Genomic DNA, 16,110 nt, shown 5'->3' with positions numbered 1-16,110 from the left:
GTCAGGCCGAGGCGAACATCCGCTCCAGCGTGGCCGGGAGCAGGGCAGCATTGGATTGGCGGATGGCGGCATGCTTGGCTTTGAGGTCAAAGTGGCAATCAAACAGGGCGTCGATACGGGCCATTTCGCTCCGCGGCGGAAGCAAAATCGCCCTTGAAAGAATGTGCTCCGGTTGAATTCTGAGCCTGCGGTCGCCGACTCCTTTCGTCGACGCTCGCATTTCATGCCAATCGTTTTCGGACATGAACAAAGTCATGAGGAACTTCGCAGATGCGAGATCCTCATTGACATCGAAGGTGGGGAACTCGTTGGAGACATAGCATCCATCGAATTTGTCAGGTACCAATGCATACGCCCCTTCAAAAGCGAATAGACGACTATATATGAACTGACCGGATTTGATCCGGTACAGGGTCTTGGCGCTGGTGGTCGCTCCTTCAATAGGGGCCTTTCCAAAAATGCCTTTTGCATAGCTCAGAATGCCTACGTTTGGGTAGGATCGATTTATATCCACCGTCTCTGGACATAGCGCCATTGCAGCAATGTCAGCGATGGTTCTCTGTCGCCAGCCAGATATCTGTCGCTGTTCACCGCTTATATCGAAGCGAGTCGCCATCGTTACCAGTAGGCGCAAGGAGTCCTTTTCGACGGCGTCCAGATGCGCTTCGATCTGCCGGGTTCTCTCGGCCAAGACCTCGAGTTGGGCGTACAGGGATTCTTGCTTGTCGTAAGGAGGAAGCCGGATTTCCTGGCTGAGGAAGCGATCTTCTTTGATTCGCACCCTGTTGGTAGTTCCTTCGCTGGAGGCTTTGCACAACTCCACAAACGGAGCGGACCGAACCAGCCAGCCAAGAAAACCAGGATGGCATCGGGAGGGGTCTTTGAAGTCGAAGGATGGGAAATCATTGCTGACGATGGCGCCATCCAATTCTGGAGGAACCAAGCCGATGGCACCGTTCCGGGCATCAATCTTGGACAGTATCAACTGATTGGTGCGAGCCACACGACGGGGCGTGAGAACCTCGCCTCCGCGCACCTTCCTCCGACTGACGACGCCTTTCCCCCAAAGCTTAATCGTGACTTCGTGATATTCGGCGTCTGGATCAATGATGGCAGGCTCATCGGATCGGCGGAGCAGATCCCCTAGAGCGACTTTCGTCCACCTGCTCATGCCTCGACCTCGGCCACCAGCTTCTCAATCTCGCTCAGTAGGCGCATAACCTCGGCTTCCTGGCTGCGCATGGAAGCGACCAGGGCTTTAGGATTTGCATGTTCAAGGCCGGCTCGGGTGTTGGGGTTCTTCAGGTCGAGGTTATAGATGGGCCAGTAGGCGACATCCCCCTCCGCCTGGGCCGTTCTGGCGGCTTGATCGTGGGCTTGCTGTTGCCGTTTGAGGTCGCGCAAGGAGGCGGGCCGGTCGCCCGTGGAACCGATGGCGGTTGCGAGTTGCTGTTCAAGCTCGCGGATGGACCTGGACAAGCTGGCGCTGGACGATCGTTCTGCCTCGGCCTTTTCCCACAGGGGTGTGGCCGATTCCAAAGCCGTGGCACGCTTGGCGGCGAAATCCACCTTCCAGGCCTGGGGGCCTTCCTCGCGAGCCTTCAACCAATCCAGAACAGGCGCGAACTCCTCGAACTGCAAAGGAGCCGTCTTGCTGTATTTCTTGCGCCCTTCCGGAAGAGGCAGTTCGTAATACCAGATGTCTCGGGTGGGGCCGCCGGCTTCGAAGAACAGCAGGTTGGCGGGAATGTCGGTATAGGGCGCAAAGACCCCCTGGGGTAGCCGCACGATGGTGTGAAGGTTGAAGCTCTTGAGCAGCTCTTCCTTGATCCGACCACAGACGCCATCACCGAAGAGGGTTCCATTAGGAACGATCACGGCGGCTCGCGCAGTACGTCCCACGCTGGTGGGCTGACGGTGCAGCTTGCGCATGATGAGCTGAAGGAAGAGCAGCGCCGTTTCCGCCGTCTGGCGATCGTCAGGGAAGTTGCCCTGGATGCCCTTCTCCTCCTCGCCGCCGAAGGGGGGATTGGTGAGGATCACATCCACCCGATCCTTCTCACCGATCTCCGTGAGCTTGAATCGTAAGGCGTTATGGGGATCGATCTGCGGGGCGTTGAGGCCGTGCAGGAGGAGGTTCATCTGGCAAAGCAGGTAGGGGAGGGACTTGGGTTCGCAACCCAGAAGCGAGCGCTCCTGGAGCGTCTTGCGGTCTTGGACAGTCTTCACCTGGGCGGCCAGGTGGTTGTAGGCCTCCACCAGGAAGCCGCCGGTTCCCGAAGCTGGATCCAGGACCGTTTCGCCGAGCTGTGGGTCGGTGACGGCCACCATGAAGCGCACGACGGCGCGGGGCGTGTAGAACTCGCCGGAATCCCCGGCAGCGTCCCGCATTTCCCGCAGCATGGATTCATACAGGGCGCCGAGGGTGTGTAGTTCCTCGCTGGAGGTGAAGTGGATGTCGGAGACCTTGTTGATGACATCCCGCAGCAGATAGCCGCTCTTCATGCGGTTATCCACGCCCTTGAAGACCGTGGCAATCACCTCGCGGCGATCATCACCATTGGCGTTGGTGAGCTGCCGAAGGTACGCGAAGAGGCCCGCTCCCTTGGTGGCATCGGGGCGAATGGCCTCATCCTGGTTGATAAAGGCCAGCAGCTCATCTCCGGTGATGCCCTGGGGATTGATGGCCCAATCCCGCCAGCGATAGGGCGGATCGATGGCCGGGCGGAACTTCTTTCCGCTGAGGGTGGCTTCATCCTCGCGCTGGCGCTCCAGGTCATCCAAGAACTTCAAGAACATGATCCAGGTGAGGAGGGGTAGGCGGTCGAGGTCGCCGTTCAGACCCTTGTCCTTGCGCATGATGTCCCGGGCGGACTTGAGCAAACTGCCCAGGGCCTGGGTGGTGGTCTTGGGGGCATCTTTGGCTTTACGCGGCATAGAGAGCGGCCTGGAGAGCATTCACGGCGGCGCGGAGTTTCTCGGCGCCCCCGAAGAGGTTGAGGATGTCGCCCAGCGTTCCATGGGAAGAGATGGGCGGGACGTGCAGCACATCGGGCAGCACAAACTGGGCGTCGCCGTGTTCGGCGTACTTTTCCAGAAGTTCTTCCAGAATCGCACGGGCCTCCGGGGCGTACTGGTCGAAGAAGTCCATTCGCTCGGATTTAAGTGCCTGCGCCCGTTCACGCCGGGTCTTCAGGGGGGCGTTGAAGGCCAGATGGCAGAGGAGGTCGAAGGGGTCGGCCTCCGGCTGGTTCGCGGACTCGGCCAGCGCCTGAAAATCCACACCGCGTTCCGCCAGCTTCTGGATGATCTCGGCCCGCTTGACAGGATCAGCCCATTCGGCCCGCAGCGCCGGAGCCGTGGCGCATAGGGATCGAACCTTGTCGGCGGCATAATCGGTGTAACGCACCACCCGGAGCTGTTTGCCGTCTGGATCCAGCTCATAGACCAGGTGGGCCGCGATCTCGACTTGTCCGCCGTCGTAGTAGAACTTCCGGCGATCGGTGTACGCGGGCTCGATAACTTCGCCTGCCCGGCTCTCAGGGTTGTCCTCCGCATCACAGGCTTCGGTGATGACGGTAGTCTCTGTCACCGTGCCCTCTGCATCAGTCTCATCTTCCGTGACGCGGACTGGGTCCCCATCGAAGGAGGGATCTGCGAACAGGCGCGTGGCACTGCCGGTATAGTCCACGATGTTGAACCAGAGCTTGCCGTAGTCGTCACGGACCCGGGTGCCGCGGCCTACGATCTGCTTGAATTCGCTCATGGAATTCACGATTCGGGCCAGCACTACGTTCTTGCAGGTGGGGGCATCCACGCCTGTGGTCAGGAGCTGGGATGTGGTGAGGATGGTTGGCGTGGTGGTGTCCACGTCCTGGAATCGTCCGAGATGGCCCTTGCCGATGTCGCCTTCGTCTGAAGTGACGCGGCAGACATAATCCGGGTACTGGGTGACGAGATCCGCGTTGAGGTTGTTCAGGCAGCCCCGCATTTCGCTGGCATGTTCCTGGTCCACGCAAAAGATGATGGTCTTGGCGAAACGATCCGTGCTCTTTAGGAATTGGGTGAGATGCTTGGCGATGGCTTCCGTGCGAGCCCGAAGGGCCACCACACGCTCGAAGTCCTGGGTCTGATACTCCTCGTCGGGAATAGCGCGCCCGTAGCGGTCCAGGTCGCCCTGGCTGGGTCTCCAGCCGGCTGCGTCCCATTCCGTGATGACCCGGTGGACGCGGTAGGGTGCGAGGAAGCCATCCTCGATGCCCTGGCGCAGGCTGTAGGTGTAGAGAGGCTCACCGAAGTAGTTGTACGTATCCCGGTTGTCTTCCCGCAGGGGGGTGGCCGTCATACCGAGCTTGAAGGCCGGTTCGAAGTAATCGAGGATCGCTCGCCACGAGCTGTCGTCCCGCGCGCTGCCCCGGTGGCATTCGTCCACGATCACAAGGTCGAAGAAATCGGGTGAGAACTGTTTGAAGAGACCATCCCGGCGCTCGTCTTCGGCCAGAGCCTGGTAAATGGCGAAGTACATTTCCCGGCTCTTCAGCACCTCACCTGATTCGATCTTGCACCGGGCATCGCCAAAGGCCGCGAAGATGCCGTCCTTGGGCTGGTCCACCAGAATGTTCCGGTCGGCCAGGTAGAGGATTTTGGGGCGGCGATACTCGCCGGTGCGGTTCCATCGGGCGTTCCAGAGCTTCCAGCAGATCTGGAACGCGACGGCCGTCTTACCTGTGCCGGTAGCCATGGTCAGGAGCATCCGGCTCTGGCTCTTGATGACTGCCTCAACGGTTCGGTTGATGGCGATTTGTTGGTAGTAGCGCTCCCCTTTGCCTACCGAATGGTTGCCGGGTTCGAGGATCCGTTCGGCTGTTCCATCAGCCAGTCCGATTCCCTGTTGGTAACGACGCCAGAGTTCATCAGGTGTGGGGTAGCTCGTCAGATGGGTTTCTAGCCCCGTGAAGTAGTCGAACTCGATGATGTCTGGGCCATTGGTCGCATAGGCGAACTTCAGGCCCAGCATCTCCGCGTAATCCTTGGCCTGTTGAAGTCCGTCTGACGCGGATTTGTACTCGGCCTTTGCCTCCACAACGGCAATGGGGAAGTCCCGCCGGAAGCGGAGCAAGTAGTCCACTCGTTTGGGGGGACGCCGAATGAACCCTTTACCCACGGGAACAATCCGGCCATCCGTGATGGATCGCTGCTCTGCGATGGAGTGAGGCTCAGAATCCCAACCCGCCGCCTGCAGGAGGGGCACGACGTGCTTTCTACAGGTGTCGGCTTCGGTGGGCATGATGAGTTGACGACCATCTCAAAGGTGAATGAATTTCCTAATCACCTTATCTTCAATTAGATGGGGAATGGAAACCTATTCGCCCATCTCGTCCAGACCTCATACCTCACTCAAGGGGGATTGTTGTGAAGTTCTCACGGTTCGCCCTTTCCTACTTTGAATCACTTGGGTTGGCCCAGTGAGTGACAGAAAGGTGACAGGAGTCGTGTTAAGGATGAACTGCCTAGAGAGCGATCCGGGCGCGAACTCTCGGATCCTTAACTCAGAGCACTTTCTGGCGCCCAAAGGCCCCCGAGAATTCCGCAGATCCAGGGATTCCGTAGGTGAAAATTGGCTCAATCACCCCGGAATGGTCGATGTTCAAATCTTGTTTGGTCGGGTCTCAGCCTACGGGCTGGCGGGTTCTCGTAACTTAATCAAAAGGGCCGACATGCAGTCGGCCCTTTTGATTGGTAGTGCAGTGAATCCTTCAGACTGATCGTCGGCCAGAAAATTCCCGTTTCAGGGAATTCTGCAGGGATTTCTCTCATTTCAAGGGCAACGGACCAAGGAACGGAAACCAGTAAGCGCGCCCCAGGCTGTGTTTCCGGGCACAGACAGTCTGAATTCCCTATACATCGGAGCAGGGAATTTCGAGGCCAGAGCAGGGAATACAGGGAATTGGACAAACCCCACCATCAGGGCTGTTCATGGCGCTGCCTTCGAAGTGGAATGCGATGTCGCGCCATTTCCTCGATCTGGGTGGCCATTCTATGCGGCTGGCAGAGTGTCGACATTTCCAGTGCGAAGATCATCCAGGAAGTCGGCCCACGGATCAGTGAGGCCAAGTTCTCTGGGGGCGAAGAGCATCGGTTGCACCGGAGTTCCACAAGCGCTTTCGGCTTGGACCCCGGGCCTTTCGGCGCGGTCAATCATGGTTGTCTCCGGAGGGCCGGGTTAACCGGCAAAGGAGGGTTGTCCCAAGGTGATGAGCACCTTGGATGCAATGAATTACGCGACTATTTCTGTAACCCTGTCAAGTGGCCACCTCTAACGACTTGGGGATTCCTATCGCCGGGCTTTCCCGGGATCTGTTGCAGCGTTCGCCAGAATCGCCCCGACACCGGCCCCGATCAGGCTCGAGATCCAGGCAGCATTCATAGCTTCGTCTACTTCCGCCGCCAGAGATCGAATGGCCGGGCGCCCAGGAGGATCGACACGCGGTTCTCGTGCTGGGAGGCGGAGCCTCGATGGAGGTGCACCCGGCCGGCAGATAGCTCCATGAAGAATTCCCGGAAGCCGGTTCTGGCCACCAGGCCCAACCCTTCGATGCGCAGGCCATCGCCCAGGGTGGACGGCTGGTCAGAGGCCCGACCCAGGTCGAAGCGGGGGCCGATCTGCCAGCCCGTGCCCACCATTGAAGCCTTGGTGTAGGGCAGGCCGATCTTTAGGGCCGCCAAGTTCGGCATTAGGTAGGCGGCACTTCGGGTGCCGATGAAGGAATCGCTGCCGCCCGCGATCCACAGGCGATCCGGCGGCGCATCCTTCGACAGGGCCACTTCGGTGTCCACCATCAGTCCCCAGTTGGAACTCAGGGGCTGGTGGCGTTTGGCCCGGGCATAGCTGCGCCAGTACGGGTAGGCCTCGCCTTCCACGGAGAGGCTCCGATCCGCCGAAAAGCGCAGGAGGGTGCCTTCGGTGGGGATGGTGTGGAAGTCCAGATCGTCCCACTCCAGCCAGCCCCTCACCACCGTTGCATTCGGCGTGTCGATGTCGGTCCCTGCGCGGGTGAAGGTGCCCCTGTGCTGGAAGGCCGCGAGGCCGAAGCGGGCTCGATCCTCCTTGCCCCAGCGCAGGATGGCCTCCACGCCCAATTCCTTCCGGGTGAAGCGCGAGGCTAGGTCCGCCATGGGCTCCACGAACAGGACGCCGCCACGCACGTCGTTTTGCGACCAGGAGCCGAAGGCCCCCAGCGACAAGGCCGGAAGGGAGGGGAAGCTCCAGGCCACGTGTCCCTCCAGGCGCTTCTGGAGGTTGTCGGCCACCGCTTCGATGGAGCCGCTCTCGCCGCCGCCGAAGAGGTTCCGGCCTCGCATAAGGACGCCGCCGTGCGGGCCCCAGTCACTTTCGTAGGCCAGGGTGAGGTTCAGCAGGGTGGGTTGGCTGCCCACGGGGCGGAGGTTGAGGACAAGGCCCTCTTCGCGCTCTTGGAGGCGCGTCTCCAGCCGCTGAATGCCCATGCGGTCCTGGGCGCGTCCCAGCACCTCCTCCAGTTCCGAGGCGCGAAGCGCCTGACCTTCCAGTCCCTGGGCAATGGCATGGGTAGGGGCTGCCACGGGGCCAGGCTCCACTTCGACGCGCACCAGGCGGGGCTCACGCACCGCGAGGGTGAGCACCCCATTGGCGAAACCGCTGCCCCGCAGATCTAGCATGGCTGCGCCCTTGCCGACGGCCTCGGCGAGGAGTTCCTGTTCAGCCAGTCCGAAGCGTGCGGCGTGGAAGGGCTGCCCCGGGACCAGGCCCCGCTCATGCAGGCTCTGGGCCACTCGGGCCTTGTAGGCCGTGGCCCAGTCCGCGGGCAGGTCCAACTGTACCCGCCGGATGAGATCCGCAGGCTCCCAGTGGAAGGTCGCCTCGCCTTCAGGAGTGGCGGGCAGGTCCACCCAGGCCCGGTCCAGAGGCAGCCTCCGGTGGGCGCGGCGGAGCAGGCGCCAGAGGTCGGCGCGGCACCAGGGACCGGCGGCCGGTCGGGTGTCTGCCAGCAACCCAGCCAGATCAGGATGGCCGGGGCCATCCACCCTCAGGGTGGCTGCGGCCGGAACCCCGGCATCCGACATCAGGAGGGACTCCAACTGGGGCAGGGCGCCACTCAGGGCGGTCGCGCCAGCCTCGAAGAGCAGGGACTCCTTGCCCCGGTAGGCGAACTCGTCCACCTTGTCGGTCTCGGGCCGGATCACCAGATCCGAATTCGCCTCGCTCCGCGCTTCGGTGACCCGCATGGCCAGGTCGAGGCTGCGGTCCAGCAGGGCTAGGATGTCGGAAGGTGGTGTGGCATCCCAGGTGCGCCCGATGTTCACGGCGAGGATGCGAGCGCCGGGAAAGGCCGAGCGGGCTGCCATGGCGGGCAGGTTCTCCACTAGGCCGCCGTCCACCAGGCGCTCATCGCCGATGGCTACGGGGGCCAACAAACCCGGAATGGACATGGAGGCCTTCACCGCATCCACCAGGTCCCCCTGGGCCAGAATTCGGGCCTCGCCCCGCGTGAGGCTGGAAGTCACAATCCGCAGGCGTGAACCAAGCCGGTCGAAGTCCGAGCCACCCAGCGCCTGAGCCCGGGCCAGGGTTTCGAACAGGGCGATCCGCAGGCGGCGCGCTCGGTCCTCGCCGGGCACAAGGATGGGTCGACCGCCGACGAAGGAGAGTCCCATCAAGGTGCCGTGCCGTTCTTCGTCCTCGGAGGCGCTCAGGCCCGGCGTCCGCCGTCGATCATCGAGCACCAGGGAGTAGTCCCGGCGCAAGAAGATCCGCTCGGCCCCGACCCCACCGAAACCGCTGGCGTAGAGCGCCGCCGCGAAGCTGCCGGCGCTGGTGCCCACGATTCCCTCGGGGTGCCAGCCTTCCTCCTCAAGGCGCCGCAGCACGCCGGCATGGGCCAAGCCCTTGGCACTCCCGCCCCGCAGAGCCAGCACGAGGGGGCGCTCGCCGGGGGCGTGGAGCACCGGCAGGAAACGGAACCGCTGGTCCGGTGGACTCACGGTCAGCGCGAGGCGTTCCTGGGCCTGCGCCCCGAAGCAGAAACTCAGGAAGAGGATGGCAAGGAAACTTCGCATATGGATTTAGAGCCCGAACCAGCGCTTGATCTCCACCCGCGCCAAGTCTCGGCGATTGGCCGTCTTGGGCAAGTCAGCCATGTGTCCGGACCTGGATTCCTTCAGTTCGACCAGGCCCTCCACCAGATGGGGGGCGCTGCGCAGGACGTGTTCGAAGGCGGCCTTGGGCACCTCCACCAGCTCGCAGACCGTCGCAGCCACCACTGTGGCCCGGCGGGGGGCGCCCGTGAGCAGGGACCCTTCGCCGAACCAGTCCCCGGGACCGAGTTCTCCGATCCCCTCCCAGAACAGCCCGGTGTAGGGCTCGAAGCGCTCGACCACCTTCATGGCCTGAAGAGTGCCGGCCATGACCATGAATAGGGATTCGCCCGGATCCCCTTCCCGGATTACTCCCTCGCCTGGTTCCGTCCGGCGCAGGACCACACGTTCCTTGAGCTCCTGGGCCAACTCTCCCGGCAGCCCGAAGCGTTCCAGGATGTCCTCCAAGACCCCGTCCTGGAGCAACACTGGGTGGGTCCTGGTGGGGGTGGGCCCGTGAGGTCCCAGCAGAGGCACCCCCAGGCGGTTCAACACCGTCTGGGTTAGGCGCACCGCCTGGAAGTTGGCGGCCCGGCCGTGACGCCAACCCAGGGCCCAGAACCGAATCTCTAACACCACCCCGCCCATGTCGAAGCTGTGGGATCTGACCTCGGGCTTGTGGTCTGGAGGGTGGGGGATGCCACCCAGGGCCTGCTCCAGGGCCGCCAGAGTGGCTACCATGGTGTCGTGGGGCGCCACGGTCACCTTCAGGGTGCGCCGGTGCAGACCGGAAGGGGCATAGAGGTTGGTGACCACCGCCTGGGCGAGGATCCGGTTCGGAAAGATGCTGGTGTCGCCGTTCTCGGTGATGATCTGGACCGTGCGCCAGGTCATGGCATCCACGCGACCGATGAAGGTCTCTTGACCGCTGCCGCCCCTCAGGTTGCCTGTGACCTCCACCCAGTCGTCCACGCGGAACGCCGGGGCCAGGCTCATAGAGACGCCGGCGAACAGGTTGCCCAAAGTCTCCTGCATGGAAAGACCCAATACCGCGGCGGCGATGGCACCGGTGCTCATCAGGGTGCCCAGGTTCACGCCTACCGACTTGTGAAGCAGGAACACGGCGGTACCCAAATACAGGGTCACCACCACCAGATCCCGGGCGAACCCAGGGGTGGAGGTGCGCCAGTGGCTCAACAGCGGGTCCAGCAACACGTGGGTGAAGACCCGGATTCCCAGATAGGAGCCCAGAGCCCAGACCACAAGCTCACGCACCCGCACCAGCACAGGGTAGCCGTGGCCATCGCCCAGTGCTGAGACGGCCAGAACGCCTGCCGTCAGTAGCAGGCCAATGGCCACCCATCGCCGCCACGGGCTGACAACGGTCCTCAAATCCCTGAACACGGCTGGACCTGGCTTACAGGAACAGAATGACTGACGTATACGCCCAGGTTCTCCAGCACCTTCTTGCCCGAGTCTTCCACCTGGTAGTCCGAAGGCAGTTCGAAGGCTGAGGGAGGGATGGGCCCTTCTTCGATATGAGTGGTGAGGGTGGTCGTCTGCCCGGCAATGGGTAGTACGATGCAGTACTTCAGCGCGAGGCCTTGCACTCTGGTCAGTTCTTCACCGGCTTTGAGGAGTGGGGCAGCATTGGTCTGTGGCTGGCCGATGACGTTATGAAGCCTGAGAAAGCGCTGATAGGGGATCGCGGGAACCGGAGGAGTGATCGACGGATCGTTGCTGGTCTCGATGGTCGTCGGGCCCACGACGATCTTCCACTTGTGGCACTCGCGGTCGAGGATGATCTCAGAACCTTGGTCTACCACGGAGACGGGAGCATCGTTGGCACCCAACGCCTTCTGAATCAAGGGAGGCAGGTTCTTCAACTTCTCTCCAAGAACCTTCGCTGCAATTTCAAGGTCATCCCAGTTCATCTTCTGGATGAGCTTCTTGTCGTGATCGATGTGGTAGGAAACTCCCTGGGTGAAATCGACCAGAAAATCCACTTGGTTTCCAGGTTGGTTGATACGCATGTATCGGGACGACCAAAGCTGGATCTGTTCCCATTCATGACCGTGACCCACGCCGGTCTGGGTCAGTGTGAGATCGGCTGCCAGGAGGCTGGCGGCGGAGAGCATGATCGCAAGAATCGACGGCAGAACTGTTCGCATGAGCGTCCTTTTTTTTTGAATCCAGATGGCATTCCCTGCCCTTGCCTCAGGGCCAGGGAACCGTGTTTTCGCTTTCCCTAGAACCTGCAGGTGGTCCGAATGCCTGCTTCACGCCGGACGCATCGGGGGGCACCGTCCTCTAGGCGGTCCCTGTTACTTAGATCTTGAATCTCGCTCGGCGCCTTAGCGGCCTGCACAGGAACGAGGGATCCCTGAACCATCATCCCGTTCAGGTCCACGAACATCGTGATGACGTTGGAGACAGGCCCCGCATCCACAAGGAAACGTACTGTGGGACCGGTACTCCGAGACGAGACGCTGCGAAGGGCGAGGTTGGCCCGCTCCCTGTCCTGGTCCCTGGCCTGCGGCTGCTTGGGAACTCTCCTGGTCGCCTGCATCCGTTCAGCCGCCCGGTCGCCTTGACCAGGAGGCTGAGCGGTGAGGCTGGAAGCGGCGGCCAGGGCCGAGGCGATCAGCGGCAGAAACCTCAATCCACGGATTGGGAGTCCCCCTGGGGTACGCTGAAGGCCGCGCCCCCTGTTCCTTGCCAGAGTTCCCTCATGAATCTCCCGCACAACTCACCTCCCAATCGGGTCGGTGCGATCAGAGCAGGTAAGATGCCAAATGGAATTCGATTTGTAACTATAAATATTTAAATGTTTATAAAAGACAAAAGCCAAGCACTCACGAGTCAATCCATGATTTGAGGGTTTCATTTCGTCTTAACGACTTTATTTCGTCACGGGAAAGTCTTTCATCGTGGCCACGAGCCATGACCGGGTTCAAGTCGTTTGGGAATGGGGGAATGGCTGGTGAGACGTTAGGTAACCCACTGCCGCGCTTCCTAGAACTTCACAAGCATGGCGAGGGTGAGGCGACTCTCGGTCTTGCGAAGGTCTGGGGTCCATCCGGCCACGGCCGAACCCGGTGCGCCCTGGTTGCCGCCGGGAGGTGTCACGCCACCGGGGCCTGAGAAGTAGGGCACGTTGGCGCCGCGGCGGTTGAACTCTCCGCGGAAGGTGATCCACTGGTTCGGCATGACGTCGTAGGTGAGAGACCAATCCCAGGCATGGTAGGTATCCCCGGGGTTCTGGGTGAAGTACGGGGTGCCCGAGGCGGCGGTGGCCCCGTTGATGGGTGGCATCAGCACCAGGTAGCGACCGGGGTTGGTGATGGCGCCGCCGCCCAAGGTGAGGGCCTGGCGGTCATGGTCGAACCAGAAGCGCTGGTAGAGCATCCACCCGACGAAATACTGTTTGGGGTTGTTTGGATCGTGGCTGTTCCGGCTCACGCCACCGCCCTGTTCGTCACCGAGGTCGAAGGTGAAGGACGTAGCCATCTTGGAAAGGAGATGCTCCGGTTTGTCCCAGTACTTCCACTCGATGCTGTTGTCGGTGTGGCGCCGCGTGCGCTTCTGGTTGCCGAGGGTGTCGGCCCCCAGGAAGTAATCATTGGAGATGAAGCACCAGTTCCCGTTGGGCCGGTAGGTCACCGATCCGCCGATGCCCGGGGTGTTGTTGAAGGTGTTGTAGGACTGCCAGCCGTTCGTGAGCCACAACTCCAGCTTCAGCTTGTCGCTGGGAAACAACTGGACGCGGATGCCGTTGAAGAACCAAGGTGTGTTGGATGACACGTACGAGGGCTGATAGGCCCAGTTATCGAAGTTGTAGTAGCTGAAGAGGCCGATGTAGGACATGAATATGCCGGCATCGAGGTTGAGACCGTTCATCACATTGAAGTGGTAGCCACCGTAGGCCTCGGATACGTAGCGATAGGCGTTGTCCGTTTGCCACTGGCCGTTAGCAGTGCTGGCATCGTTGCGTGGCGTCATGGTGGAGTACAGGCCGAACTGGGTCATGAGCCGTCCTCGCACGTTCTCCCAGTGGAAGTCCCCACCGATGCCCAGCTGCTGGACGTGCACTTCGTTGGTGCGGCCAAGTTCGCTGGAGCCCCCCAGAGTATGGTCCTTGGGGTGGTTGAAGTCGTAGACCAGGTTCAGGTCTGCCCGGAACTCGCCGGTGAAATATTTGGAATCGAGAATGGCGTCCTTCTGGCGACTGTTCCCGTTGAGCCATGTGAAATCGGCGAACGCAAATGGCTCGGCGGGCTTGACCAATTGAGCGGCCGGAGCCGCGGGAACCGGTGTCGCCTGAGGCGTTGCGGCGGTTTGCGCCATGCTCGGAAGCCCGACAAGGATGAGTGGCAGAAGGGGGGTTTTCATCACGGCTCCAACACAGGCGCCAAACGCCAGCCGAACAAGGTGCCCATGGCCAGCGTTAAAGCAGCGCTAAAATGGAGCTAGATCTCGTAAAGATGGCATTAGGAACATGACTCTTCATGAGTTCTTAATGCCGAACGCCCGCATCCCAACACCGCCTTAACGCGCGGACGCCGACACTTGATTCGTTTGGAGGGGAAGGGTGACTACCTCGATACCAGCCCACCTTCGCCTGGCGGGCCAACCTCTTGGATTTCGAACCGAAGGGTTTCGGGAAAAGTGGTTTGCAGATCTCCATCCTGCCCCGATGATGTAACCCCGAAGAAGGATGTCCCATGCAAGACGACCACGTGACACCCCCCTCCCACCATGGCCGGAGTCCGAATCAGAACGCGGCGGGAGAGAAATTCGCGGGTCACCGCAGGTGGCAAGGTGTATCTCGCAAACTGATGGTGCTCCAGGGGCTCCGTCGTCGATTGGATCAGCTGGCGCAAGAACGCGACGAGCTGCGACTCGTGCTGCACATCAACAAGCTTCTTCTGAACAACCTGGACCCAGAGCAGCTTTTCGTGGCCATCTCGTCGGCCTTATGGGAGCGCACGCACCACGATTTCATGACCCTGAGCACACTGGAGTCGAAAGGTACCATGGAGCGTCTTCGGCTCTTGGACTTCACTCGCTCTCGGGGGCAGTTCAGAATTGGCGATCAGGTCCCTGAATCCCTGGAGTTGGCTAGCAGGGCCCTGGACACCAAGCAGATCGATATCCTCGATCCGGCGCGGATCGCCGCTCTTCAACCGCCTGAGCTTGCCCGACTGCTACAGCAGGAGCACATCCAGTCCATCTGCCTCATTCCCTTGCACTCCAGAGGCAAAGCGCTCGGGGTGATCAGCCTTGGGAGCCAAAAGGAGAATGCCTTCCAGGGCCCCACCTTGCGTCTGCTGGAACTCGTGGCGGGCCAGATTGCCCTCGCCCTGGACAATGCCATGGCCTTCCAGGACATCCGCCACTCACACGATAAACTGGTGGAGGAAAAGCTCTATCTGGAAGAGGAAAGGGCCCAGGACTTCGCAACCCAAGAGATGGTCGGTGCTAGCCCATCTTTCGCAAAGGTCCTGCAGCAGATTGAAACTGTGGCCCCCTCCGACGCCACGGTCCTCCTGCTGGGAGAAACCGGAACTGGCAAGGAACTGCTGGCGCGAGCCATCCATGAGCGGAGCAAACGGAAGGAGCGCACCTTTATCAAACTCAATTGCTCGGCCATCCCCATGGGTCTGGTGGAGAGCGAGCTGTTCGGCCATGAACGAGGGGCCTTCACAGGAGCCATCGCCAGAAAGGTCGGCCGATTCGAGTTGGCCCACCTGGGTTCCCTGTTCCTGGACGAAATTGGTGACCTCCCCCTGGAGCTTCAGCCAAAGCTTCTACGCGCCCTTCAGGAGCGAGAATTTGAACGCCTGGGCAGCACCCGAACCCTTCGAGTCGACGTGCGGCTGATCGCCGCGACTCATCAGGACCTGGCACAGATGGTCGAGAATGGGACCTTCCGCCGGGACCTGTTTTACCGCCTAAATGTGTTTCCGGTCCGAGTCCCGCCGCTGCGTGATCGCAAGGAGGACATTCCCAACTTGGTCCGATATTTCACTCAGAAGTTTGCCAGGGCCATGGACAAGCGCATCGTGCGCATTCCTGCCGAAACCATGGAATTCCTGGTTCGATGGCCTTGGCCTGGAAACATCCGGGAATTGCAGAACCTGGTGGAGCGATCGGTGATCCTCAGCCCAGGTCCGGACCTGCATGTGCCCATGGGTGAGATGATCCTGCCGGCGGTCCACTCGCCAGTCGCCGCTGCCCAGACCTACGAAGACCTGGAACGCCAGGGCATCCTGGAGGCTCTGAAGGCGAGCGGGGGTGCGGTGGGGGGGCCCCACGGCGCAGCTGCGCGCCTTGGCCTGAAACGCACAACCCTGAATTCCAAGATGAAGCGCCTCGGACTCGATCGGCCCAAATGACGACATGAAGTCGCGAGACTTCATGTCGTCTCGCCAAAGCAGAATGGTCCATGAATGGAGTCGACAGGTACGAGCTAAATCGCATTGATTTAGCGATTTGAGTGCTATTGGAAGATTGGCATCGTGTGTGCTCAAGGGCTTCATGATTGGAGGCCCGAGGTGCCACGAATCCACGATGAAAAAGGGCACCAGGCCGAAAGGCGGGCCAGTGCTCCTCCGAGTCAAGCAGTGCGAACGCTGATTCGAGGTGTGGCGTTCCTGTGTGCTCTGCTTCTACTCCAGGCACTGCTCTCATGCAGGAGGCTCAATTTCACCGGCACCTCCCTGGAGGAGGATCGCCTCACCACCCTGAAGACATTCTGCATCGATAGCCAGCCAGATTCAGCGCTTTGCATCTGGAATATGCGGACCATTCCCTTCGAAGAGTTGAAGCCATTGGTGTCTGACCGACTCATGGAGAAGGGTTACCGGATGGCGCTGCCTCAGGAGGCGGATTTTCAAATTGTCCTGACCACGTTCACTGAGGAGTCGTCCCCACGCACCCGGGTTCCAGTCATGGAGATATTCGAGCGACACGGCGCACGAAAGCTCTGGTGGG

At 61.0% G+C, this 16,110-nt stretch carries 8 protein-coding genes; 1 reads left to right on the top strand and 7 read right to left on the bottom strand.

Translation table 11 applies throughout. The features are described 5' to 3' along the window. Nucleotide 1: 1 nt before the first annotated feature. The 7 genes from MLE42_RS15345 to MLE42_RS15315 all read right to left on the bottom strand — a co-directional run bounded on the left by MLE42_RS15345 (nt 2) and on the right by MLE42_RS15315 (nt 13,506). Complete coding sequence (locus MLE42_RS15345; RefSeq protein WP_243288753.1) at nt 2–1,171, bottom strand: restriction endonuclease subunit S domain-containing protein; 1,170 nt, start codon at nt 1,169–1,171, stop codon at nt 2–4. Next, the gene (locus MLE42_RS15340) at nt 1,168–2,937 is read right to left on the bottom strand and encodes a type I restriction-modification system subunit M (protein WP_243288752.1); all 1,770 of its coding nucleotides are present in this window, start codon (nt 2,935–2,937) and stop codon (nt 1,168–1,170) included. Before MLE42_RS15340 ends, MLE42_RS15345 begins: the two co-directional genes overlap by 4 nt. After that, nucleotides 2,927–5,287 (bottom strand): EcoAI/FtnUII family type I restriction enzme subunit R, encoded by a 2,361-nt coding sequence (gene hsdR, locus MLE42_RS15335; protein WP_243288751.1) that lies wholly within the window; start codon nt 5,285–5,287, stop codon nt 2,927–2,929. The genes MLE42_RS15340 and hsdR overlap by 11 nt, the downstream gene beginning before the upstream one ends. A gap of 1,148 nt (nt 5,288–6,435) precedes the next feature. Then, nucleotides 6,436–9,096, bottom strand: a complete 2,661-nt coding sequence (locus MLE42_RS15330; protein ID WP_243288750.1) for a patatin-like phospholipase family protein — start codon at nt 9,094–9,096, stop codon at nt 6,436–6,438. Nucleotides 9,097–9,102: 6 nt separating this feature from the next. Next, nucleotides 9,103–10,473, bottom strand: coding sequence for a cyclic nucleotide-binding domain-containing protein (locus MLE42_RS15325; RefSeq protein WP_243288749.1), 1,371 nt, complete (start codon nt 10,471–10,473; stop codon nt 9,103–9,105). A 29-nt stretch (nt 10,474–10,502) separates the two neighbouring features. Continuing rightward, nucleotides 10,503–11,285 (bottom strand): hypothetical protein, encoded by a 783-nt coding sequence (locus tag MLE42_RS15320; protein ID WP_243288748.1) that lies wholly within the window; start codon nt 11,283–11,285, stop codon nt 10,503–10,505. Nucleotides 11,286–12,129: 844 nt separating this feature from the next. Next, complete coding sequence (locus MLE42_RS15315) at nt 12,130–13,506, bottom strand: outer membrane beta-barrel protein (protein ID WP_243288747.1); 1,377 nt, start codon at nt 13,504–13,506, stop codon at nt 12,130–12,132. A gap of 332 nt (nt 13,507–13,838) precedes the next feature. Between MLE42_RS15315 and MLE42_RS15310 the strand changes: the two genes are divergently transcribed. Continuing rightward, the gene (locus tag MLE42_RS15310; RefSeq protein ID WP_243288746.1) at nt 13,839–15,512 is read left to right on the top strand and encodes a sigma 54-interacting transcriptional regulator; all 1,674 of its coding nucleotides are present in this window, start codon (nt 13,839–13,841) and stop codon (nt 15,510–15,512) included. Nucleotides 15,513–16,110: the final 598 nt, after the last annotated feature.

Origin of the sequence: Geothrix terrae (assembly GCF_022808775.1) — a bacterium.
GTDB classification, from domain to species: domain Bacteria; phylum Acidobacteriota; class Holophagae; order Holophagales; family Holophagaceae; genus Geothrix; species Geothrix terrae.
Note: the sequence above shows the minus strand (reverse complement) of the source record. Positions and strands in the feature narration are given on the sequence as shown.

Coding starts and splice junctions, on each gene's coding strand:
- MLE42_RS15310 (WP_243288746.1), top strand. CDS start 13,839: ATGCAAGACGACCACGTGACACCCCCCTCCCACCATGGCCGGAGTCCG.
- MLE42_RS15340 (WP_243288752.1), bottom strand. CDS start 2,937: ATGCCGCGTAAAGCCAAAGATGCCCCCAAGACCACCACCCAGGCCCTG.
- hsdR (WP_243288751.1), bottom strand. CDS start 5,287: ATGCCCACCGAAGCCGACACCTGTAGAAAGCACGTCGTGCCCCTCCTG.
- MLE42_RS15330 (WP_243288750.1), bottom strand. CDS start 9,096: ATGCGAAGTTTCCTTGCCATCCTCTTCCTGAGTTTCTGCTTCGGGGCG.
- MLE42_RS15345 (WP_243288753.1), bottom strand. CDS start 1,171: ATGAGCAGGTGGACGAAAGTCGCTCTAGGGGATCTGCTCCGCCGATCC.
- MLE42_RS15320 (WP_243288748.1), bottom strand. CDS start 11,285: ATGCGAACAGTTCTGCCGTCGATTCTTGCGATCATGCTCTCCGCCGCC.
- MLE42_RS15315 (WP_243288747.1), bottom strand. CDS start 13,506: ATGAAAACCCCCCTTCTGCCACTCATCCTTGTCGGGCTTCCGAGCATG.